The 23,432-nt window shown below is 45.0% G+C and carries 22 protein-coding genes and 1 pseudogene; 6 read left to right on the top strand and 17 right to left on the bottom strand.

The genetic code is table 11. The features are described 5' to 3' along the window. Positions 1-75: 75 nt before the first annotated feature. The 3 genes from ACHBGV_RS00560 to ACHBGV_RS00550 form a co-directional block, all read right to left on the bottom strand. Positions 76-840: an aspartate/glutamate racemase family protein gene (locus ACHBGV_RS00560; RefSeq protein WP_394735415.1), complete on the bottom strand. Its 765-nt coding sequence runs from the start codon at positions 838-840 to the stop codon at positions 76-78. After that, a complete protein-coding gene (locus tag ACHBGV_RS00555) occupies positions 841-2,070 on the bottom strand; it encodes an NAD/NADP octopine/nopaline dehydrogenase family protein (RefSeq protein ID WP_394735414.1) in 1,230 nt (409 codons plus the stop codon). Positions 2,071-2,186: 116 nt separating this feature from the next. Then, a complete protein-coding gene (locus ACHBGV_RS00550) occupies positions 2,187-3,494 on the bottom strand; it encodes a nucleobase:cation symporter-2 family protein (RefSeq protein WP_394735413.1) in 1,308 nt (435 codons plus the stop codon). Positions 3,495-3,706: 212 nt separating this feature from the next. On the opposite strand from ACHBGV_RS00550, the gene ACHBGV_RS00545 reads away from it, so the two are divergent. The 4 genes from ACHBGV_RS00545 to ACHBGV_RS00530 all read left to right on the top strand — a co-directional run bounded on the left by ACHBGV_RS00545 (position 3,707) and on the right by ACHBGV_RS00530 (position 6,543). Then, positions 3,707-4,288 carry a xanthine phosphoribosyltransferase gene (locus tag ACHBGV_RS00545; protein WP_394735412.1) on the top strand — a complete coding sequence of 194 codons (582 nt, stop codon included), beginning with the start codon at positions 3,707-3,709 and terminating at the stop codon, positions 4,286-4,288. 184 nt (positions 4,289-4,472) lie between these two features. Beyond that, positions 4,473-4,946 carry a DUF2975 domain-containing protein gene (locus tag ACHBGV_RS00540; RefSeq protein WP_105111282.1) on the top strand — a complete coding sequence of 158 codons (474 nt, stop codon included), beginning with the start codon at positions 4,473-4,475 and terminating at the stop codon, positions 4,944-4,946. A 9-nt stretch (positions 4,947-4,955) separates the two neighbouring features. Continuing rightward, complete coding sequence (locus ACHBGV_RS00535; protein WP_105111283.1) at positions 4,956-5,180, top strand: helix-turn-helix transcriptional regulator; 225 nt, start codon at positions 4,956-4,958, stop codon at positions 5,178-5,180. Further along, on the top strand, positions 5,170-6,543 hold the full coding sequence (locus ACHBGV_RS00530; protein WP_172094780.1) for a DUF4153 domain-containing protein: 1,374 nt from the start codon (positions 5,170-5,172) through the stop codon (positions 6,541-6,543). Before ACHBGV_RS00535 ends, ACHBGV_RS00530 begins: the two co-directional genes overlap by 11 nt. Before the next feature lie 65 nt (positions 6,544-6,608). On the opposite strand, the gene ACHBGV_RS00525 is transcribed toward ACHBGV_RS00530, so the two are convergent. Both ACHBGV_RS00525 and ACHBGV_RS00520 read right to left on the bottom strand, forming a co-directional pair. Continuing rightward, entirely contained in the window at positions 6,609-7,337 is a 729-nt protein-coding gene (locus tag ACHBGV_RS00525) for a pseudouridine synthase (RefSeq protein ID WP_172059198.1), read from the bottom strand. Positions 7,338-7,351: 14 nt separating this feature from the next. Next, positions 7,352-8,515 (bottom strand): MFS transporter, encoded by a 1,164-nt coding sequence (locus tag ACHBGV_RS00520; protein WP_394735411.1) that lies wholly within the window; start codon positions 8,513-8,515, stop codon positions 7,352-7,354. 129 nt (positions 8,516-8,644) lie between these two features. Between ACHBGV_RS00520 and def the strand changes: the two genes are divergently transcribed. Then, entirely contained in the window at positions 8,645-9,259 is a 615-nt protein-coding gene (gene def, locus ACHBGV_RS00515; RefSeq protein ID WP_024377359.1) for a peptide deformylase, read from the top strand. 43 nt (positions 9,260-9,302) lie between these two features. Here def and ACHBGV_RS00510 read toward each other — a convergent pair whose 3' ends face one another. Together ACHBGV_RS00510 and ACHBGV_RS00505 are read right to left on the bottom strand one after the other, a co-directional pair. Next, positions 9,303-11,645, bottom strand: coding sequence for a hypothetical protein (locus ACHBGV_RS00510; protein WP_394735410.1), 2,343 nt, complete (start codon positions 11,643-11,645; stop codon positions 9,303-9,305). Next, positions 11,642-12,526 carry an ABC transporter ATP-binding protein gene (locus tag ACHBGV_RS00505; protein ID WP_394735409.1) on the bottom strand — a complete coding sequence of 295 codons (885 nt, stop codon included), beginning with the start codon at positions 12,524-12,526 and terminating at the stop codon, positions 11,642-11,644. The genes ACHBGV_RS00510 and ACHBGV_RS00505 overlap by 4 nt, the downstream gene beginning before the upstream one ends. Before the next feature lie 163 nt (positions 12,527-12,689). Here ACHBGV_RS00505 and ACHBGV_RS00500 point away from each other — a divergent pair, with 163 nt between their 5' ends. Then, the gene (locus ACHBGV_RS00500) at positions 12,690-13,550 is read left to right on the top strand and encodes a helix-turn-helix domain-containing protein (protein ID WP_394735408.1); all 861 of its coding nucleotides are present in this window, start codon (positions 12,690-12,692) and stop codon (positions 13,548-13,550) included. A gap of 217 nt (positions 13,551-13,767) precedes the next feature. Here ACHBGV_RS00500 and ACHBGV_RS00495 read toward each other — a convergent pair whose 3' ends face one another. From ACHBGV_RS00495 to ACHBGV_RS00450, 10 genes and pseudogenes are all read right to left on the bottom strand, one after another. Further along, positions 13,768-14,553: an L-threonylcarbamoyladenylate synthase gene (locus ACHBGV_RS00495; protein ID WP_014638675.1), complete on the bottom strand. Its 786-nt coding sequence runs from the start codon at positions 14,551-14,553 to the stop codon at positions 13,768-13,770. Between the two features lie 340 nt (positions 14,554-14,893). Then, the gene (leuD, locus tag ACHBGV_RS00490; protein ID WP_394735407.1) at positions 14,894-15,487 is read right to left on the bottom strand and encodes a 3-isopropylmalate dehydratase small subunit; all 594 of its coding nucleotides are present in this window, start codon (positions 15,485-15,487) and stop codon (positions 14,894-14,896) included. After that, entirely contained in the window at positions 15,487-16,866 is a 1,380-nt protein-coding gene (gene leuC / locus ACHBGV_RS00485) for a 3-isopropylmalate dehydratase large subunit (RefSeq protein WP_394735406.1), read from the bottom strand. Before leuC ends, leuD begins: the two co-directional genes overlap by 1 nt. Then, on the bottom strand, positions 16,863-17,915 hold the full coding sequence (leuB, locus tag ACHBGV_RS00480) for a 3-isopropylmalate dehydrogenase (protein WP_394735405.1): 1,053 nt from the start codon (positions 17,913-17,915) through the stop codon (positions 16,863-16,865). The genes leuC and leuB overlap by 4 nt, the downstream gene beginning before the upstream one ends. 8 nt (positions 17,916-17,923) lie before the next feature. After that, a complete protein-coding gene (locus tag ACHBGV_RS00475; RefSeq protein WP_394735404.1) occupies positions 17,924-19,486 on the bottom strand; it encodes a 2-isopropylmalate synthase in 1,563 nt (520 codons plus the stop codon). 379 nt (positions 19,487-19,865) lie between these two features. Beyond that, a pseudogene (locus ACHBGV_RS00470) lies at positions 19,866-20,001 on the bottom strand (GlsB/YeaQ/YmgE family stress response membrane protein); the annotation flags it as partial. 7 nt (positions 20,002-20,008) lie between these two features. Next, the gene (locus ACHBGV_RS00465) at positions 20,009-21,658 is read right to left on the bottom strand and encodes an AAA family ATPase (RefSeq protein ID WP_394735403.1); all 1,650 of its coding nucleotides are present in this window, start codon (positions 21,656-21,658) and stop codon (positions 20,009-20,011) included. Positions 21,659-21,667: 9 nt separating this feature from the next. Continuing rightward, a complete protein-coding gene (locus ACHBGV_RS00460) occupies positions 21,668-22,225 on the bottom strand; it encodes a hypothetical protein (RefSeq protein WP_394735402.1) in 558 nt (185 codons plus the stop codon). A gap of 103 nt (positions 22,226-22,328) precedes the next feature. Continuing rightward, on the bottom strand, positions 22,329-23,045 hold the full coding sequence (locus tag ACHBGV_RS00455) for a hypothetical protein (protein WP_394735401.1): 717 nt from the start codon (positions 23,043-23,045) through the stop codon (positions 22,329-22,331). 24 nt (positions 23,046-23,069) lie between these two features. Continuing rightward, positions 23,070-23,399 (bottom strand): hypothetical protein, encoded by a 330-nt coding sequence (locus tag ACHBGV_RS00450; protein WP_105206516.1) that lies wholly within the window; start codon positions 23,397-23,399, stop codon positions 23,070-23,072. Positions 23,400-23,432 lie beyond the last annotated feature (33 nt).

Genomic DNA, 23,432 nt, shown 5'->3' with positions numbered 1-23,432 from the left:
CCTGTAATTAGTCAATTTTTTTTACTATTTTACCAGAAAAAGAAAGATAGTCAATATTATTGACCATCTTTTCTCTCACATATACCCATAAAATTCCCTGCGGACCACTGCCGAATGCACCCAGTTAATCAAGGTGGTGAAATCAAAGACTGGCAGGCCTGTTGCTCGGTGAAGAGCCGCCGCATAGGGAGGCAGGTCACTACATTCCAGCAAAATCGCCCCAATTTCTGGATGATTGGCACCTAGTTCCTGCACAACTGCGATCAGGTCTGCCTTCAAGCGACCATTGTCCAGATAGGGCTTGTTGTAGCGGATAGGAGCAAAACTCTCCAAGCTACCAATTTCCTTGACAATACAGTCTTCAATGGAGGCATTGGCCTTGGCAAAGAAATCTGCATCGGCCCCCTCTCCGTCTGCTACCAGAACCGCAATCTTCTGGTCTGGTTTGAGCCCCATTTTAATCAAGGGAATCTGAAGAACGCTGGACAGATAGACAGGAACCGCTACCGCATCCCGCACCTGCTCTTGAAAATGATTGAAGTAGCCACAGGCACCAACAATAGCCCGCACACCCTTTTTCTCCAGCTTCTTAGCAGCCTCAATGACCATATCCAACAATTTTTCCTCACCATTGAAGAGGTCTTCTATTTCCAAAACAATGTCCTCATAGACGACCGGGAAGGAGAAGGTAGTCGCATTGGCGACATTGCCTGGCAACTTGACATAGTTAAAATCTATGGTAATAATTCCAATGGAAAATCCTGCCACAGAAGCATCCTGCACCTGATAAAACTGGTCTAGCTGCCCTGCACTCTCAATACTGGCTCTGAAATGTGTCATTTATACCTCCCGCTCTCGAAAGAGTCCTGTTTCCAAATAAGCCAAGGTCTCCTCCTTGGTCAAATGGGCCAAATCCAAGTCTTCCAAGGTCAAGCCTTCTTCAAAAAATTTACGACCTGTCATGACGGAGCCCAAGACAATCATACTATCAATAACCGGCGTAGTCACCCCGTATTTCTTACCTAATTCATGATAGATATGGCAACCAACTGGCACATCCTCTGTCACATAGCGGTCCTGAATGGTGAAGGGGCCTGTCCCATAAGCCATCGGAAACTGCTGATCAAAGGGAACAATGCAGTCATCACCCATATACTCTGGCCCCAAAATACTGGTCCGCGACAGAAAATTCTCCTTGGGATAACGGAGCAAATCAACACCAATTGCCTCTGCCAGTTGCACTTGCTCCATATAAAAGGCGTATTGCACTTCTGCCACGGATTCACTATAAGCGTGTGAATAGATTGAGTACTGGAGCGGATCATTGCCACCGAAAATTCGACCAAAATTCTCCATCACACTAGCCCCCAAAATCGTACCAGGACAATGCAGGACTGGATTGACATTGCTAAAACCAACATCCAAAACGGTCTGACCACCCGTCACACCGTCCCCTTCCGTAATGGCATCAAAAGCTCCAATCGCCTGCGAACTTTCTAGGAAGAGTTCTTGGTCGGTCATGGGCAGAGCTGCACCCCGAAGCGTAATGGCCCGATATTTTAACTCGATTTTAGGCGTCATGACCCCGCCCTCCCTGACAATTCGAGCTCCGTAAGGGGCACTGGTCCAGCCACCGACAATCACCTGCTTCTGACAACCCAACTCTCTCATCTTCTTACGAAGTTTCAAACTGCCAAAATTATCCGGAATGATATGAACAATCATCCCATCTTCTAAGACAGGCACCAAGGCTTCAAAAAATTGGTCATGGGCAATGGACGGCACCGCCACAATGATAATCTTGGCTCCTGCTACAGCCTCTTCAATACGGTCTGTCACCAGGTCAAAAAAGGCACGTCCGCTACGCTCAAAACCGTAAAGGCTATTTTGTCCACCTGTCAAGGTGATTCCTGTCTTGTCCAGATTCTTCAAGGTTTGTTCCGCAAATCCTGGCAACTCAAAGAGGTGGACACGATTCCCAGCCAACTTAGAATCCGCTCCAACCGCTTTTCCAACCGCACCTGCTCCCAAAATCGCTATCGGTGCTTGTTTCCATTCTTCTACTGTCATAAATCCCTCCCATAGTCGTTTCTTCCTAGTATACCAAAACCAAATTCTCTCGGCCAATAGCAATAAATTATAACTATCTATAAGAATAGACTATCACGAGGATAGCCTATTTCATCTTATTTTTCTTTCAAAACGACATTTAGTAAGAGAGCTGCCAAGGTTCCTGTTGAAATACCAGATGAGAAGACCATTTGGAGAGCTGAGGGAAGATGACTTAACAACTCTGGACGTACCGTCACACCAATACCAAGCGCAAAGGCAATGGAAATAATCAAGAGCTCACGGTCACCGATTTTGATAGTCGCAAGGGTCTTAATTCCCTGAGCCGCCACGAGACCGAACATGATGACACCGACGCCACCCAAGACAGGTTGAGGCATGATCGAAATCAAGGCAGATAACTTAGGAAAGACACCAAAGATAGCCAAAATCAAGCCCGCTAAAATCATGACATAGCGGCTGGCAACCTTGGTCAGGGTAATCAAGCCAACGTTTTGCGAGAAGGCTGTGTTGGGACCTGCTCCAAAAACACCGGCAATCAAGGAACCAACTCCGTCTGCCAGAACACCATTTGCTGCCCGCTCAGAAGAAATCTTTTGATTTGAAGCTTCTCCAATGGCCATCATAATTCCGACCGTACCGATCAAGGATACAACATAAGCAGGAATAAAGGCTAGAATGGATGACACATCAAAAGTCACACCGTAGTGGAAAATTTTCGGAAGCGCAAACCAAGCTGCATCTTTAACCGCAGTCATATCAACTTTTCCAAGGAAAATGCAGAGAATATACCCAAAAACCATTCCGAAAAAGACAGAGGCTGTTGACAACATACCCTTACCATAGTGATTGAGGGCAAGAGTGAAAATCATAACCACGACTGCAATGCTGACATTTTCAACAGAAGCATAGTCTGCCGCACCGACACCACCCGCTGCCCAATCCATGCTGACCGGCAAGAGGGTAATCCCGATAAGAGCGACAACTGTTCCTGTGATCAGTGGCGGGAAGAAACGCATGAGGGGCTTAATAAAGCGACTAAGGACAATTTCCACCAGCGATCCGACAATGGTCGCACCAACAATTCCTGCAATACCAAACTGGCTACCGACAGTGATGGCTGGATTCGCAAAGGTAAAATCCGTCCCCATCATACCAGACACGCGCGAACCAATCGGACCGAGCCCCTTGGACTGCAAGAGGGTCGCAAGACCGGCTACGAAAATGGACGCCGAAACCATAATGGACGTATCTTCAACCGACAAGCCCAAGGCCGTTGCCACCACCAAAGGAACCGCAATAATACCTGCAAAAGCTGCTAAAATATGCTGCAGGGCCAACAAAATCGCAACCCCAACAGGTGGCTTTTCTTCAATCCCGTAGAGCATGTCTGATTGGACTTCATGTGTTTGTTCTTTGGACATAATAACCTCTTTTTCATAAAATAGATGGTTTATTCTATCAAAAACTATCCGTTTTTACAATATATTTTTAAAAAACCATATATAATCATTCGGATTTTAAGCCAAAACCCTCTTTCAAAACTATTATTTATTCACAATGTTCCTATTTTCCTTTTTCTATTTCGAAAAAAGTGTTATAATACCAAAAAAGATTTTACGAGGTTGAATATAGTATGCAAACATTGGAAGAACGCATTTTAAAAGATGGTCAGATATTAGGAGAAAACATCTTAAAAGTTGACTCATTCTTGACCCATCAGGTTGATTTTCGCTTGATGAAAGAAATGGGGCAGGTCTTGGCAGATACCTATCGCTCTAAAGAAATTACCAAGGTTGTCACGATCGAAGCCTCAGGTATTGCACCAGCTATCTATGTTGCAGAAAGTTTAGAAGTTCCGATGATTTTTGCTAAAAAACATAAAAATATTACGATGACAGAAGGCATTTTGACTGCTGAAGTCTATTCCTTTACCAAGCAAGTCACCAGCACGGTCTCCATCGCTAGCAAATTCCTCAGTCCAGAGGACAAGGTGCTGATTGTCGATGATTTCTTGGCCAACGGACAGGCAGCCAAGGGCTTGATTGACATTATCCAGCAAGCGGGCGCTACCGTGGTCGGTGTCGGCATTGTCATCGAAAAATCCTTCCAAGACGGGCGTCAACTGCTCATTGATGCCGGCGTTCCTGTCACATCTCTAGCTAGAATTGACCGTTTTGAAAATGGACAGGTCGTCTTTGCACCAGCAGATATTTAAACTAGAAATCGGTTGTTCTGACCGATTTTTTTCTTTTGTTTTGGCAAATGGCAGAGCTTCCTATACGACTTGCTCTGTTTATTCTTTATCCTTTTTTAATAAAAATATATCATTTTTCATTATTTTTTTATTGAAATTCGATAAATTCTGTGGTATGCTAGAGAAAAATCACAAAGGAGTTTTTATGTCACAACCACATCCGACCTATGAAGACTGGAGTATCAGTCTGACCAAAACTTGTTTAATCCTTCTCTTCTTGGCCTCCATCCTGCTCATGTGCACGGGTACATGGGTAGTTGATTTGGTTATCATCTACCCTTCTCCTTTGCTCCAAGGAGACACGCGCTACCTGACCCTGCTGATTTTCGGTTATCTTTTGGGCTTTTTGGCGCTGATTTTCCTCTTCCATCTCTACCAATTGGTGGCGCGCATCGGGAAAAATCAAGTATTTGTCGCAGAAAATGTCCGCAGTTTACAAGTCTTGGGCTGGGAAATGGCGCTTGCTACCCTGATTTCATTCGGTCTGGGGGTCACTTGCTACGTGCCCATGCTCTTAATTACAGTTGCTGGTCTCGCCTTGACCTTGGTCATTCGCGTTGTTCGCAATGCCTTTGGTAAAGCCGTCGAACTGCAAGATGAAGTCGACTATACGATTTAAGGAGGGCTTATGATACAAATCAATTTAGATATTATTATGGCTCAAAAGCGGATTAGCGCCGGTCGTCTGGCAGAATTGATTGAGCTGACGCCTGCCAACCTGTCGATTTTGAAAAATAACAAGGCCAAGGCCATCCGTTTTTCGACCTTAAATGCCCTCTGCCGTGAATTGGGCTGCCAACCGGGGGATATTTTAGAATATGTCCCCGATGAGGAGGATGAACATGAAGGTTAAAAGCATTTCTGACCAGACCATTTCCCCAATCAATCCCGCTCTTTCCCCGACAAAGAACCGGATTGCCCAGCTGACTCCGGCTGAAAGACAGGTCTTTAACACTGGACGCTGGCTCAGCTACCTACTGGCCTATCTCTATATCTATATTTTCTTCGATTACCAGCCTCGACTTCTCCTTCTCTTTAGCTTGGGAATGATAGCGCTGGTGGAGCTCGGACAATTTTTATCCACGGAAAAAAGATTAAACAAGCCTAACTTAGAAAGTATCATCTTTGCCAGCTCCTGCCTGCTGCAAGCCTTAGCCCTATCGATTTGGGACTTTCGCGAATCGATTGAGATGTTACAACTGCTAGCTCTCCACACCAGTTTCGTCTGTTATGTTCTCGCACGAAATGGTTGGCTGGCACAAGGACGAATTGGTGTTCTCTTCTGGTATGATGTGCTACAAGGTTTTATCCTCTTGCCCTTCAAACACTTCTTACTTCGCCTGCATTTTGCGACTTTTAAAGAAGATAAACCAGAACAGACCGGACAATCACTTGCCCGCTTCCGCTTTATCCTTCTCTTAACTGTCAGCTCCATTCTCACCTTTTTCCTTGTTTACTTTGTTTGGCAGCAGCTGTCGCAGGTATCACAAACCTTCTCTCTAGCAACTGGCGACCTCGGGAAATGGATTGACAATTTCATTCAAGGTTTGCTTTCTGGCTGGGATTTCAATCTCCTTTTCGGACGCTTTATCTTCTCTCTACCTGTCGGTGCTTGGTTATTCGGCTTGGTAGCTGGCAGCTTGCTCTATTATCCGAAAAAATCACTGACCTATTCGCAATTTCAGGACCAACTGAAACCGCTACGTATCTTTCCTACCCTGTCTGTCTATCTCCTACTGGGCAGTTTATTGACCATCTACCTGCTCTTTTTCGTCACCAGTTTGACCGAAATTGGGGATTTGCTGGCACTCAATGGCATTTCTCCTCAGACTGCCTCGACAGTTGCCGTTACAGGTTTTTGGCAATTGGTCCGGGTCTGCTTGGTCAACTTTGCAGTCTTAGCAGGGGCCTATATCTTTGCGGACAAACCACTCTGGGAGCGAAAAAGCACCCGCTTGCTCCTGACCTTGGTCTTTATCAGCGCCAGTCTCTTTGCCCTATTAGCCGCTTGGAAATTGTTTGGCATCTATATCTACCTCTACGGACCAACACCCCTGCGACTCCTATCAGGTTGGTTCATTACCGTTCTGATTGTTTGGTGCGCTTTGGCTCTCATCCGTTTCCACAAACCTATCCAAGCCATCCGCTACGCCATCTTCTATGCCCTCATCAGTTTTACCCTCTTGACCTATCTCCATCCCATTATTTTGGGATAAAGAAAAATCTGCCAGTGAGCAGATTTTTTTCATTTACTTCAAAGTAGGCATAGAAGCCACAGAGTTTACAGCTCCACTCCGAATCCTTCCAAACTGGTCAACTCCTCCACTGTCAACCTTCTGTAATCTCCCAGAGCCAATTGCGAATCCAAGCGCAAGGGTCCCATGGACAAGCGTTGTAAATCCGTAACCGTCTTACCACGCGCCTGCACCATACGTTTGACCTGGTGAAATTTGCCCTCTCGAATCGTGATGCGGACGGTAGATTGATTTTTTTCCTCATCTAGGGCAAGAATCTCCAGCTTGGCTGGTTGACAGGCAAAATCTTTCAGCTCAATCCCATTTTCAAAAGCAAGCCTATCTGCCTCATCCATGATTCCGTCAACCTGAGCTTGATAGATCTTATCCACGTGTTTCTTGGGCGACAACATGACATGAGCCAAGGGACCATTATTGGTCAAGAGCAGGAGTCCGTGGGTGTCAATGTCTAGTCGCCCAACTGGAAAAACTTCCTTGCGACGATCCGTGTCATCCAGCAAATCCAAAACCGTCCGATGCTTGTCGTCATCTGTCGCCGAAATGACACCCTTAGGCTTGTTGAGTAGATAGTAGACATATTTTTCATGCGTCAATCCTTGACCTGCAACTGCTATCTGGTCAGCCTGCTCATCGATCTGAGCCTTGGGCGACGTCTCCACTTGTCCGTTGACCGTGACTTGCTTGCTTTTCAAGATTTTTTTGACCTCGGTCCGACTGCCGACACCGCAGTCCACCAAAAATTTATCTAATCGCATGACATTTCCTATTTCTATTTACGAATTTGTTTATAAATCAAGCCTGAGCTGATCAAGGCACAGCCGATGGCGTAAATACCAAAGGCACCTGTTGGGGTTGGATTGAGTTTTTCCAGATAAGTCGGCAAGATGGCAGATGTCGCACCGCCGATATTGCAGCCCATAAGGACGATTGTCATGACCGCATTGAGCAAGGCCTTGGGTGCACGGTCTGTTACCTGACTAAAGACAATGGTTAGAATGATGCTGTAGAAAAATCCTGACACCATACCACCAAGTCCCAGCACCCAGAGATTATCCGCAAAGGCAATGCCGACAACCGCGAGTCCAAAGACCACGTAGGAAACAGCTAAAAGCCAACCCTTCAAACGACCAACCAAGCTACTAAAGACCGTCCCTGCCACAATCCCCATGACCTGCATAAGACTGAGAATGAGACTGGCTTGCTGAGCAGTACCAATGCCCTTGGCTAAAACAATCTGAGGAATACGAATGGTCAGAAAGGTATTGACATTGATAACAAAGAAGGCTAAGAATGCCAGATAAATGCCCATCATCCACATGGTCTTATCCAGCTTGACCTTGGGCGCGTTCTCCTCAACCTTTACCTCCATGCGAGCAAGTAATTCTTCCTTGGGAACAAAGAGAAGGAAGAGAGCCAAGATGACCAAGGCAAAAAGGTAGACCAAGAAGGCAGGTTGCCAACCAAATTGAGTCAACCAACCGACAAGAAGAGTTAAGCCTGCGCTTCCCAAAACCTCTGCTGAACCACGCAAGCCCATCATTTTGACCCGTTCCTGACCGGTGAAAAAATTACCGATGATATTAATCGCACGCGCATTGATCAAGCCAATCCCCAAACCAAGTAAGATACGAGCCAGCAAAATCAGAGGATAGGCAGTTAGAAACACCGGTAAAGCACCTCCAATTGCCATTAACAAGAGCCCTACAATGATAATGTTGCGTTCCGATAAGAAACGGACAACCAAGCCATTCATCAAGAGTGCTACCATAATGGCAAATGATGTCACCGTAATCAAATTTTCCACCTGGGCCGCTGCAATTCCCTGCTGAGCAAAATACTCAATCATCTGCGGAATAGCTGGTGAAACTGCAAATGTCGAAACCAGCATGGTGGACAAGGCCAGCAAACTGGCTTTTTCTAAAATTCTTTTCATTTTTCTCCCTTTCAACGTTCGTCTTTTACTAGTATAACAGATTTGAAAGCGAATGGATAGAAAAGTCCGACTTTTATTCTCTCCCATTTCATGCTATACTTATCTTAACTATATTCAAAGGAGAGAATTATGTCTGTTATTGAACGATTGACAAAAGCTGCCCATTTGATTGACATGGATGACATCATCCGTGAAGGGCACCCAACCCTACGCCAGGTCGCTGAAGAAGTTGCATTTCCTCTATCTGATCAGGAAATTATTTTAGGCGAAAAAATGATGCAATTCCTCAAACATTCGCAGGATCCAGTCATGGCGGAGAAAATGAAACTCCGTGGCGGAGTTGGTCTAGCAGCGCCTCAGATTGATGTTTCCAAACGCATCATTGCTGTCTTGGTCCCAAACCCAGAAGACGAAGAAGGCAATCCACCTGCCCAAGCCTACTCTCTACAAGAGGTCATGTACAACCCTAAAATCGTGGCTCATTCTGTCCAAGAAGCCGCCCTTGAAGGAGGAGAAGGTTGCCTATCTGTTGACCGCGAAGTCCAAGGCTACGTAGTCCGCCACGCGCGCGTGACTGTTGATTACATGGACAAAAACGGAGAAAAGCACCGCATCAAGCTCAAGGGCTATAATGCCATTGTGGTCCAACACGAAATCGACCACCTCAACGGTGTCATGTTCTACGACCGCATCGACCCAGAACACCCATTTGCCGTTAAAGAAGGCATGCTGGTGATTGAATAAAGATAAGAAACTGACTGAAAATTTTCAGCCAGTCTTTCTTTTTTTATGAAAATAGCAGAGCTAACTGCCTAAAGACCTCCTGCCCATCCAAAATCAGATCTTGAAAGAGGAGGTAGTCCAGCAGAGCCAGCAAACCAGCTAGTAGGATGAAAACCACTAAGCGATTTGAAAACCGAACTTGCAAAAGATGATTGAGACTGACTAGAATAATTTCCAAGACAAGCAAGCCAAGCACCATCCATAAGAGATAAGGAGCATTGGGCAGGAACCAAGCCCAGAGTTCTTGTCCCCTCAGGAGTTCAAGAAAAATACCCCTCTCCGAATGTGAAAGCAAGATAAGGCCATCTTCCAGATAACCGATTCCTCCGACCAGACTATTGACTAGGAAAAGGCTAACGAGAAAGAACACTGTGAATCCTAGTGCCTGCCCCAGTCCCAGCAACCACTTGGTGAATAGAACCTGACGCAAATCCACAGGCTGGGTCTGATAAAGACGCCAGTTTTTTCCAGCAACTTCCACCGCCTTGCCCCGACTGCCAATCCAAACCGCCAGCAATAGCAGCACCAAATAAGCCGGACCATCAAAAAAAGAGCGCAGGCTGCCGATACCTGACAGATCTCTGGAGCGGTCCCAAGAGGGATCATCTACTGGAACCAAGGCATCATTGGTATCAAAACGATTTTCCAAGCTGGGCAAAATGACATCCTTGCCCCGCTTAGTTGCTGGCACCCCAGCCTCCATCAGCTGCTTCCAGTAATACTGACTGACCTGATTGCGGGTCTGGTAACGGCGAAGATTATCTACCGTCTGGGTGGCCCCAATATCACCATTGGCAAATGCCTTCTCCTCCCTAGCCCATAGATAGACCTGCTCTGTCTCCAGCATAGCAAGGTGACTGGCTGGCAAAGTATTAGGATTGTCCTGATAAACCTGCCACTGCTTGACATATAGGTCTTTATAGACACGATATTCTTGCAAGAGACCAAGCCTCAGCTCCAACTCCTCCTGATAGCTCACGTCCTCTTTGACCAACTGCCTCAGACGGTTGATTTCCGACTGCAAAACCTCCACATATGCCCCATTCTGCTCATAGGACTGGGCAACCAACTCCATCGAAACCCTCTCCTCCTGGGCAACCTCTTGCTTTTGTAGGCCTGTTACTAGGGAAAATAGCAGAGCTAAGAGCAAGTTTACTAAGACGAGCCCTTTCCAAGTCTTGAGCCGACTAAGGATGAGTATTTCAAAAGACCAAACCTTGTCCAAAGGACCGGTTTCCCATTCTTTCTGATGACCAACTGACAAGACCAATCTTTTCTTTTCTGTCAGCACATAATAGGCAACGAAAAGCCCAATGGTCAGCAGGAGGAAAACATCCACCTGTAAAAAGACCTGTGAAAATGCACCTGTGTCTAAAAAACTCGGAAAGGCAAGCAAAGGCAGAATTTGACCTGACCAACCAGCTACTGCACCAGCCTGATAGGAAAGCCCCAGAGCCAATAGTAACCCCGTCACCACAAAAATCAGCCGACTGGCTAACAAGTGGTCCAAAAATCCAAATAGCAGGCGAATAGCTAGGAGTAAGATTAGCCAAAAGCCAAGCAAGATAAGCCCGTAAAGCCAAGAGCCGATCAACTGACTCTGACCCAACATCTCAAGAGGAGCTTGAAAACTAGATACAGCCAACTGACCTGTCAGCCCATCATAGACCAGGATAAAGAGCAACCCCAGCCCAACTGCAAAGAGTAGCGATAGCATGGAGGCAGCCAAACGCCTGATCCCCTGCAAACTCAGACTATCCCACTGCCGCAACTGCCAAACTTGATGAGCCAGTGTCTTTTCCGCCAGCTGATTGGCAAGCAGAAAACCAAGCACCAAAAATACAGGAAGAAAACCAAACAAACTTTCTAAGTAGGCTTGAACAATACGCCCTGTTGACCAAGCCTTGTTTTCAGGACCATCAGGCAATTGGTAGGCAAGCAACCAGTCATTCCATCTGGCCAAACGCTCGACTTCCGTTTGTGTCAAGGAATTCCGAGTTTGAAAAAGCTGTCGATTGCGACTGACAAAATAGTCCAGGTCTTGATACATGAGTTTGCTGTAGTTGGGGATAGCTTCAAACTTCCCCTCATCTAAAGCCTGACCGACACTTTCTATATCGGATTTCAAGCCCAGCATTCGCGGTGCTTCTTCTGAGCCCTCCTCAATTTTTATATCTACCAAGACACTGGCCAATTCACTCAGTTCTTCTTTATAGGTTTCCACATAGGTCGCTTGGTGGACTTGGCGCTGAGAAATAGGAAGGTAAGCCAGACCCAGAAAACCCAGCACGAGCAGGCAGTAAAGAGGCGACCAGAGGATTTTCTTGATTTCAAAGTTCAGCCTCATGTCTCCTCACCACCTTCCTCCACGTAGAGATCACGGTAGAGGGACTCCATATAGTCGCTGGCTTTTGTAAGGCCAGCCACCTGCTGGATTGGAATACAATCCAGACAGTCTAGTAAATCTCGCTCAGGCAAGAAGATTTCCACCAGACCCTGCTCTGCCTTTTTCCACAAGAGTTGAGGATAATCCCGTAAAAATTCCTGAACCTGCTTGGAGTTTTCCACAGCAAGATGGTAATCATAATCCGCCGACAACTCCACTTCTATGGCAATCAACTTGCTGGCCTTGAGGAAATAAACCTGATTAGTCAGCTTCTCAATCTCCGACAGATGGTGGGAAGAAAGCAAAATGGCAACCCCTTCTGCTTGTAGGTTTAGAAGAAATTCCCGCTGTTGAATGATATTGGTCGGATCCAAGCCGATATGGGGTTCATCCAGCAACAAGAGCTTGGGCTTGGGAAGGACAGCCATGGCAAAGAGCAACTTCTGCTTCATACCCATGGAATAGCCAGCCACCCGCTTTTTGACATAGTAGCCTATCCCCAATTCTTCCACCAATGCATCCACTTCCTTTTTCCCCAGCTTGTGGGTGGCAGCCACATAGGTCAGATGGTCATAACCCGTCAACTGTGGATAAAGGGCTTGGGCATCCAACATGACAGACATATCTTGAAAAATCGCTCGGTCACTATTGGGACGACCATTGATGGTTACCGACCCACGGTCAGCGGTTTCTGTGTTGCTGATGATATTCAACAGAGTGGATTTCCCCACCCCATTTGGTCCCACAAGAGCCACCAAGTCCCCCGCTTGTAGCTCAAAGGACACATAGGACAAGACCTGGTGGGCACCGTATCGCTTGCAGATATCGACTACTTTTAACATAGAAACTCCTTTCTTGGGGAAATGGCAGAGCGGTGCAGCAGACTTTCATCAGCCTATTTTCTATATACAAAAAACAATATTTCCATATTATTATGATATACTATTTTTATAAAGTTAATTCGTTTTGTTGCATATAATCACAATTTGATGAAAGGATATTGTTATGCGATGGGATTACGGAAGTGTTTATAGGAGCATTCGGAAAAGCAAGCATTTGAGTCAGGAGCAGATTTGTGGGGATTATCTCAATCGGTCTACTTTGGTTCGTTTCGAGAAAAATCAAACCATTCCTAGCTATGAGCTCATGCGGTTCTTGCTTAAGCAAGTTGATATGACCTTCGAGGAGTTTGAATACCTCTGTAACTACTACCAGCCCAGCCAACGCCAACAACTGCTCTATGATATAGATAATCTCAGAAATCCGACCACGAAGACCATGGAGGATTTGATAAAGCGTTGCCAGGACCACTTGAAAAAAGAACCAAATGATGGTCCTATCCGTCGAAAATGTCAACTTTTAGAAACTGTAGTAGCAATTCGAAACAGTACCTCTTTCAATCAACTTTCCGACGAGGCTGAAACCCTGTCCAAACTCCTCTGGTCCCAACTAGAAGAATACGACAACTGGTATCATAATGATATTATCTTAGTAGGCACTCTTCTGTCTAAGATTTCTTCACCTGATAGCCTTGAAGAAACTGCCAATCTTCTTCTTAAACGATTGGAAAAATACAAGGATTACAAGAAAATTCAACCCACTATACTGTCACATTATCGTTCACTTTCTTATTTTTTCTTGGAACAAAGACAGTACAGCAAGTCTACTTTTTTTGCCACCAAACTCATGGACCTAGCCAAGCAAGAAAAACGCTATGACCAACTATCCCGTGCCTATGTCTATCTAGGCATAGCCCAAAACAAGCAGGAACTGATTGACAAAGGACTACAAATCTTGGAACTGACAGACGAGAAAAGGATAGTCGACAACCTCCAATTTCTTATCAAACAGCACCAAACTGACTAAATCTCGGTCAGTTTTTTTCTGGTAGAAAAAACGATCCTTTCGGATCGCTCTATCATAGAACCTGTATTTACAAGTGAAGTGCTTGTATATAAGAGAAAGTTTTTCGCTCATCAAGGCAGTTTTTTGAGGGAATACTGACCGTATTTTGAAAAAAACTAACGATAAGTAGCTGAAAAACTAGCCTTAGATGGAAATGCTGAACTGTGAATATAGGTTCTTAGTAATATTCCCCTTGTCTATAATCCCAAGAGTTGAAATGATCAGACAAGTGCATCATGATTTTATCGATGTCCAAACCTTTACGGATGACAACTGGGCATGGGCTGATAGAACGGCTATCTGCACCTTGTTCTGGAATGAGTTTACCATCTTTGTCTACCATAGACACCATAACCCCTTGTTCATAGCGGGTTTCAATGGTCTTGTCTGGCTGGATAGATGCTACATAATCATCCGCCTCGATAATCAAGTCTACTTTAGACGCGATACGCTCACCGATACCTTCTACCTTGCCACGATTTCCCTTACCTGATGGGTTAGCAGATGAAGCGTAGACCATACGACCTTCTTTTTCCCACATTTCCTTAGCAATCTGCTCGCCAGCTACACCAAACTTGATAACAAAGCAAGAAGTCCCACGCACGTCAGTCATCAACTCTTCACGACCATCGCCATAGGCTTGCAACTTAGCATAAGCCTCTGGTTTCCACGGCAGGATACAGCCCAACAAAATGTCCTCATCCCAATGTTTTTGGTAGAAAGCATCAATCTCAGGAGTCAACTGAGCCAACTCACGAAGCTCCTCCATGCTACCACAAAGGACCACGCCCGGTTTATTCCGCTTGCGCTCTTTGGCATCAAACTTCCGCTCCAAACCAGCCTTGTCGGCAGTCATGATGATGTAACCAACCTTCGTCGGGCATACAATCACGCCTCCCTCACCCTTGATAATGTCAAAACCTTCTTGTGAAAGTGCGCCATCCCAGTGAATTTGTTTCGTCATAATCATTTCCTCTTTTCTTTTGTTCCATAGCAGAGCGACCTGCTTGTTTTCTTCATATTTCGTAGGAGTCTTTCAGTTTGCTTTTAGTACTAGCTCTAACTGTCTGGGAGACAGTTAGATGTTGGAGATAAAACGAACATTGTTCGTAGCAACGAGCTACAGACAGTTTCAACAGTCAGAGTAGTGACTTTTGAAGTTTAGAAATCATACTTACGATAGTAAGTAACGCTTGTAAAGTACGGCAAAGCGAGTTCAAATAATGATGAAATTATTTGAAGTTGGAAATAGGGAAACGGAGTTTCCTCGTTCGTCGCAGTAATAAAAGATAAAATGAAAGACTCTATTCTTGCCAGTAGCTTGGACGATTTACCTCATACTCCTCAATCAACTCCTGATACTGAAGGGTAATCCCAATATCATCTAGACCATTGAGTAATTTGTGTTTCCAATCTGCATCGATCTCAAAATCAAATTCTCCGACTGGAGAGATAATTTTTTGCTGGTAGAGATCGACAGTCACCTCATCAGTCGATGCCAGCGCAGCCAATTTCTCCCGAACCTCACGGGGCTGAACGATTGGCAAGATACCATTGTTGAGGTCATTGTTATAATGAATATCCCCGAAGGAGCCTGCAATGATAACCTTGAAGCCGTAGTCAGCAAGGGCCCAAGCGGCGTGCTCCCTAGAGGAACCTGCCCCAAAGTTATCCCCTGTAATCAAGATCGTTGCCTGACGATATGGGGCCGTATTAAAGATAAAATCAGGGTCCTCAGTGTACTTGTTATCCAAATAACGCCACTCATACATGAGGTACTTGCCAAACCCCTTCTTGTCAATCAGCTTGAGAAACTGCTTGGGCAAAATCTGGTCGGTATCAATGTTGTCATTCATGAGTGGAACGGTCGTCCCAGTGTAGATTGTAAACTTTTCCATCAGACCACCTCCATCTCACGAACATCTACAAAGCGTCCTGCAATAGCGGCCGCTGCTGCCATGGCTGGGCTGCAAAGGTGGGTTCTCGATCCAACTCCCTGTCGATCCTCAAAGTTTCGGTTACTGGTTGATGCACAGTGGACACCTGTCGGCACCTTGTCTGGGTTCATCCCCAAACACATGGAGCAACCCGGATCCCGCCATTCAAAGCCAGCTTCCAAGAAAATTTTGTCTAAGCCTAGTGCTTCTGCAGCTGACTTAACCGGCCTCGAACCCGGAACCACAATTGCAGTCACATGATCTGCCACACGTTTGCCTTCGACAATCTTGGCGGCCACTTGTAAGTCAGAAAGACGGGCATTGGTACAAGAACCTAGGAAAACATAGCCAATTTCGATGTCCCTTGGACTTTGTCCAGGCTGTAAGTTCATGTACTTATACGCTCGTTCATCATTCATATCGCGAACTTCAGGAAAGGTCTCATCAAAGGATACCCCCATGGAAGGATTGGTTCCCCATGTTACCATCGGTGCCAGATTCGAAACATCCATCTCAATGACCTTGTCATAAACTGCATCTGAATCAGATACTAGGGTTTTCCAATCAGCCACCGCCTCCTCAAAGTCTTTGGGGCGTTTTTCCTTGTCCGCTAGATAATCAAAAGTAGTTTGATCTGGGTTCATAATCCCCATCTTGGATCCGAACTCGATGGACATGTTACAAATCGTCATCCGTTCTTCCATGGTCAGAGCATCAATAGCCTCACCCACATACTCGACTACATAACCAACCCCCAGTGCCACACCATACTTAGCAATCAATGCTAAGACATAATCCTTGGAGTATATCCCCTTTTTCGGCTTACCTGTAAACCGTACTAAGAGCTTTTTGGGTTTGACCTGCCACAGGGTTTGAGTCGCAAAGACATGCTCTACTTCTGTTGTCCCAATCCCAAAGGCAATGGCCCCGAAAGCTCCGTGGGTTGCCGTATGGCTATCTCCACAGACGATGAATTTCCCAGGCTGGGTCAAGCCAGTCTCTGGACCCACCATATGGACAATGCCTTGATTGGCAGATCCATGTGGCGCATGTGGAATACCAAATTCCACCACATTTCGGGCTAAGGCATCCATCTGTGCCTTGGAAATGACATCACGAATATCATAAATATTAACCGTTGGAACATTATGGTCAAATGTACCAAAGGTCAATTCCGGCCGACGGACCTGACGTCCAGCCTCTCGCAAACCATCAAAAGCCTGGGGACTGGTCACCTCATGGATATAGTGTTGGTCCACATAAAGGAGCTGGGGCTGACCTTCCTGCCCTGTAATCACATGGCGGTCCCAGAGTTTATCGAAAATGGATTTTCCACTCATGGCGACCTCCTTTCAAGCTGTTCAATAATAGCCGCTGTCATTTCTTTGGTAGAGGCAGTGCCACCTAGGTCTTTCGTGAAAACGCCTTGTGCAAAGACTGCTTCAACGGCTTGGCGAATGGTCTGACCTGCTTGGACCAAATCAAAACTTTCTTCCAACATCATGGCAACAGATAGAATCATACTGACAGGATTGGCAATGCCCTGACCTGCAATATCTGGTGCCGAACCGTGGATAGGTTCATAAAGACTAGGACCTGCCACCGCATGACTGGCAGAAGGCAGAACACCTAGCGTTCCTGTCAGTACACTGGCCTCATCCGACAAAATATCTCCGAAAAGATTTTCCGTCACCAAAACATCAAACCGACTAGGATCAGTAATCAAGAGCATGGCCGCACTATCCACCAACTGGTGCTCCAAGACCACATCTGGGTAGTCCTTCGCTACCTCATCCGCCACCTTACGCCATAATTTTGACGTCGCCAGTACATTTTGCTTATCAATGCTGGTGACTTTTTTTCGTCTTTTTTGGGCTAGGTCAAAGGCAGAGCGGACAACCCGTTCAATCTCTTCTGCCTGATAGGTATTGCTATCGCTGGCTTGGTCTGTTTCCAGAATATGCTCCCCAAAATAAATCCCACCTGTCAACTCCCGTACCATGACCAAATCCACACCGTCCAAGCGCTCCGCTTTCAGAGGAGAATAGTCTTTCAGGCTATCAAAAATCTTAACGGGACGGATATTGGCAAAAAGACCCAATTCCTTACGAAATTGAAGAAGGCCTTGTTCTGGACGGACAGCCGCATTGTCATACTGAGGGCTACCGATTGCTGCCAACAAAATCGCATCCGCCTTTCGGCAAGCTTGCAAGGTATCCTCAGGTAGAGGATGACCTGCTACATCAATCCCAGCGCCACCAAAAGCTTTCTCCTCAATCTCATAATCAAATCCTACTTGCCCAGCCACAGCCTCAAGGACTGCTAGGCCAGCCTCCATGATTTCAGGACCGATACCATCACCAGCCAAGGCTACAATTTTTTTCGTCATATTTCCTCCTAGATGTGTGGCAAGTCTTTCTCTGATAGTTTCTTATCTATCTGGCCACTATTTTCTTTTTGCACCATGACATTGGCATGGATATAGGCAATGGCCGAAGCCTTCAGTACGTCAAAGTCAATACCAGAGGCATTAAAGACCGTTTCCGTTGCCTTGTTTTCTACGGCGACAAGCACACGCGCCTGGGCATCAATCCCATCAGTAATAGCGTCGATATGGTAGCGTTCTAAGCTGATTTCCTGCTGGAAGAATTGGTCAATGGCATTAAAGACAGCCTCAACCGAACCCTTGCCTGACTCTGCAACAACCACTTCTTCCTCATCCTGATTGATAAAGATGACCTGAGCCTGAATGCTGCCGTCAGACTGACTATCCAAACGTAAATCTTTAAATTGGAAACCATCTCTATTGCTGATTTCTGTCCCTGCTACCAAGGCACGAATATCAGCATCCGTAATTTTTTCCTTCTTGTCTGCAAGGTTTTTGAAACGAGCAAAGAGGCCCGCAACATCACTCTCTTCAAAATACAGGTCTAGTTCTTTCAGCTTTTCTACAAAGGCATGGCGACCAGATAGTTTACCCAGTGGCAGAGAATTTTTCTTGACCCCTACCAACTCAGGTGTAATGATTTCATAGGTCAATGGATTTTTCAAGACACCATCCTGATGGATACCAGATTCATGTGAGAAGGCGTTGCCACCAACCACCGCCTTATTGCGTGGAATAGCAATACCAGAAAAGCGAGAGACTAATTCCGAAGTATTGAGCGTTTCCTTAAGGACAATGGGACTAGTCACATCATAGAAATCTTTCCGAATTTCAAGGGCTACAGCCACCTCTTCCAGAGCCGCATTTCCTGCTCGCTCACCGATACCATTGATAGTACCTTCGACCCGACCAGCTCCATTTTTTATGGCTGAAAGGGTATTGGCAACAGCCATACCTAGGTCATTGTGGCAATGGGGACTGAAAATAATCTCACGGTCCGATTTGACATTAGTTGTCAGATAACGGAAAATTTCTCCGTAGTGCTGAGGTGTCGTAAAACCAACTGTGTCTGGAATATTGATGTAGGTCGCACCCGCATCTACCGCTGTTTGCACCACCTCAAGCAAGTAATCCAACTCCGTCCGCGTCGCATCCTCTGGTGAAAACTCGACCACCTCAAAACGCTCACGGGCATAGCTGACATGTTCAGTGATTTGCGCCAAAATTTCTTCTTTGGTCTTTTGAAGTTTAAATTCACGGTGAATGGGGCTGGTCGCAATGAAAACATGAATCTGCGGATACTTGGCATCTTTCAGAGCCTCATAACAAGCATCAATGTCTGACTTGACTGACCGAGCCAAACCTGTGACGGCCGTCTTGGTCATGGTTGCCGCAATCTGACGAACCGCTTCAAATGAATCAGGACTGGCCGCTGGGAAACCCGCTTCAATGGCAGAAATCCCCCATTTCTCCAACTGCTTGGCAATGGTCACTTTTTCCTTGATAGAAAAATTCACACCCGGCGTCTGTTCACCATCCCGTAAAGTCGTATCTAAAAATTCAATCACACGCATAAGAACACCTTTCTAAACAATACAAACTTCAATATTGGGTTCTCTTTCTTAGTTTTTCTAAGTAAGCTAAGGAAAAGAAAACACCTCGAGGATTACTACCCGCGAGATGTTGTCAACAGCGCCCGCCTGGTAAGCCAAACAGGACTAATGCATTCTTTCAGCACTAGCCCGACCGTCGCAACAACAAAGCAAAGAATTTTGTAGTGACAGTGTTCATTTGACTTTTCCTCTCTGTGTTCTAATTGTTTACTATGATACCTCACTTATTTTCACTTGTCAACAGAAAAATGGAAATTTTCTGAAAAATCCGAACAATACGGCAATTCATGCAAATTCATATATTAAAGCCAAGCTCTTTTTCAAAACTCGGCTTTATTTTTTAATTCCGTCTAGAACTGCGAAAAATCGCCACCAACAATACGGCTCCAAAGACTGACGGTACCAAGGCCATTCCAGCAAACTGTGGACCCCCGGTCACCGAATAGCAGTTGTCCAATCCATGAACCTGCAAGTCCAGGTTCTCTATAAGTCAGCAACATCAAAGCCTAGCAACTTATCGATGTCTGCCTTGGCAATTTCTGTTACATCCACATTCATATCCATCATGACACGCAAGGCATTATTCATAGTTAACTGTTCATTAAAACCACGAACATAACGGGCGTTGCTCTTGTCTGTGTCATGCTGATATTTATAGGAAAGGGCTTTTCGATAGAATTCTTCATCGACGTGATACTGATCCTTAGCCAAACTTTGTAGACCCAAGTCAGCTAATTCTTCCACACTATAATCTTCAAAGAAAAATTCATGTGAAATACGCGAGGCAATACCTGGGTTGATTTTCAAAAAGTTCCGCATCTGTTGTGTATAACCTGCAAAGATAATCATAATATCATCACGATGATCTTCCATGTACTTCATGATGGTTTCAACAGCCTCCTTACCGAAATCATTAGATGACTCATTGTAAAGGGTATAGGCTTCATCAACAAATAAAATACCACCCGTCGCCTTTTCCAAGATTTCTCGTGTTTTGATTGCAGTCTGACCTACATACCCACCAACCAAGTCTTCTCGACCAACCTCGATAAAGGTGTCTGTCGCAATGACGCCTGCTTGGTACATGGCCTTTCCAAGCAACCGAGCAACAGTTGTCTTCCCTGTACCAGGGTTCCCCAAAAACATAGAGTGGAAACTGATGTTTTGAGTCGGCAAGCCCTTCATGGCACGGATTTTATTGACCTGGGCGACAGCCATAAAGGAAGTAACTTTTTCTTTCACCTGGGCTAATCCAGTCAATTGATTGATTTCATCCATGGGATTACTGGATGCTGCCTGCTTGAGAAGTTGGAAAGTAACCTGTGGAAATCTCGCTTCAATGTAAGCATCCGTTGTATGATGAATGGTGAACTGTTGGCTGGGCTGCAAGGCTAAATCCTGAATCACCACCTGGCTACTATAAATTTTCCCAGATAAAGATCCTTCAACATCAGATGCTATCTTTTCAATCATTAATTGGCTTTGGTCAGTGGCATGAAGACCAACATATTTTGAATCCTTTTGTCGCAAGGTCAAAGTACCAAAGGATTTCATAATAGACTGTTGTCTGATAGATAAAGTATTGTCAATGATGACATCTCTCATTTCCACAGTAGAACGATTGGATGCTTCAAAGGCACTAACCTGACTATTCATCAATTCCAATCGGGCATCATCTTTCAAAACTATGGGGTCTTTAAAATAATCATCCCATACCATAGAATCTTTGATAATCAATTGCCCACCTGTATTATGAATTATAGGATAGTAGGAGCCATTTGGATAGTCAGGATAGTCCTGCTCTAATTCTGTCCGAAAGACCTGACAGCGATCAAGTGTGATAGAGCCACCTTCCTTGACATTCAGTAAATTATTTCGAAAGTCTCCCTGAATAACCAGGTTTCTAAAGACAAGTGAAATATTAGGTTTTGTTTTAAAACCAGCCTTGATAACAACTGACCCCAACTGACCATCTTGGGCAACAAATTCAAAATTACTACCGAAAGTATAGAAGCTGCTCAGGTCATAAAAACCTGGTTCCAACAAGATGATGGTATCTCCCTTATTGGACATAATGGCATCAGCGAGACTGACACAACCACGACTGGTTCCAACACGAACAAAATTTTTCATACCATCACCCTACTTTTTAAAGACATTTATCCGCAAATGGAGGTAGAGGAAACCGATAGGGGCTAGGATAAATGAAAACGCATAAGTTATTAGATAAAGTACAACCTGAACAATAATCATAATGTATATCGGCAAAACATATATGAAGCCTGTTCCACCAAAGAAAAAGTCAGTGATTGAAAGCCAAACAAATCTGGACCATGGTGTCAGTACAAAACATAGTAAATACATAAAGGCAGCGAAAAGACCTCCATCCTCTGGCCGTGGGATGCCATCCTTCAACAGCCATGCCGTTACTAGCCCAGCAATCACATACTGTCTGAACAACCACTTCTTGTCCAAGGCTGAAAGAACATTTGCCATGGAGGTGGGGATTTTGACATTTTTGACTTTTCCAATCGCGTCACTCGCCTTTTGGAAGGTTGCGCTCGCCACTCCATCACCTGCTCCTGAGCTTGCTTCTTCGACTATAAATTCGCCATTATTCTTTGCATCCATAAACTCTTGCGGTGATGGTTCCCGACCATTGACCGCTCGAAAGTAATCCAACCAATCCTGTTTATTCATAATTTCTCTCCTTTTTCTCTCATACATAAAAGTTAATCTGGCAACTCTCTTGCTAGCACTCTTTTACCAACATGAGACAGAGCCATCCAACGCTTTTTGTTGATTAATAACCTAAAACCTGCCAATTTAATATCGACAAATCCAGTGGATTAGGGTCTGCCTCAGCCTGTTGTTCTGCGCTTCCCATGATGATTTCTTTTTCTTCCAGCAAGATAGCTGCGCTATCATCTGCTGCTAGTTGGTAGGTCTTTTTAATCCCTTCTCCTCTAAAGGAAGTCCATTCATACTGGGTCACAGTTCTATCTGAATTGATAGTAAAACTAGCCCGATAGCCACCTACTGGCGCAACTTCAGAGTGAGCCAGATAGGTAGAAACAGATTGATTCAGATAGTAAACTGCTGCTCCGTACATAGCACCAGTACTGTCCTGCACTCCTGTAAACAATTCCTTGGTTCCATTGCCATCAATGTCATAAAAGGCATAGTGGGTAACTGTCCCTTCTGGATCCTCAGCAACTTTTGTGAGCGTTTCTGCATACAGACTCTCATAGTCTCTTTCAGCTGAGCTCGTCACTGTCTCTTGTTGGCTACTACTAGTCGTGGAACTAGAAGTTGAACTAGTGCTCGCTTTTGAGCTGGTTGACGAACTGCTTTCCAAACTAGTCGAAGAAGTGGTAGATGAGCTTGTTTCGACAGTACTTGAATTGCTAGTTGATGAACTTGTGTTACCACCCGTCAGTTGCTGAACGATTTCTAACTGGCAGCCACTGAGCAAGAATAAACTGGCCAGTGCAAGCCCCAGTGTTAGATACTTTTTCATTGTTTCACTCCTAATACAAGAAACTTATTTTTCTTTTTCTAGCGTGATAGTATTGTCTTGAATTTCGAGTGTTATTGTATCATCTTTAAGAGTATAGGTTGCTGTTTCATTGATTTCTTGTCCCATCATTGAACCAGACAAGTCCATCGTTTTCTTAGAGGTATCGATAGTCCCTTCTAGTTCCATATTAAAAATCATAGCTGTCACGTCCATTGAAACATCTTTACCATCCACTACAAGGACATATTCTGCTCCGTCAGCTTGACCCTTATATGTGCCATCTACAGATGGGGCACAAGCTGTTAAAACGACTGCAACGATTGTCAAAAATACTAATTGTAAAATCTTTTTCATAAATTTCTCCTTTTTACTTTACCCTTCAAGTTA

It is taken from the genome of Streptococcus sp. A34 (assembly GCF_043674115.1).
Lineage (GTDB): Bacteria > Bacillota > Bacilli > Lactobacillales > Streptococcaceae > Streptococcus > Streptococcus suis_V.
This window is presented reverse-complemented; position numbering and strand designations above follow the sequence as displayed.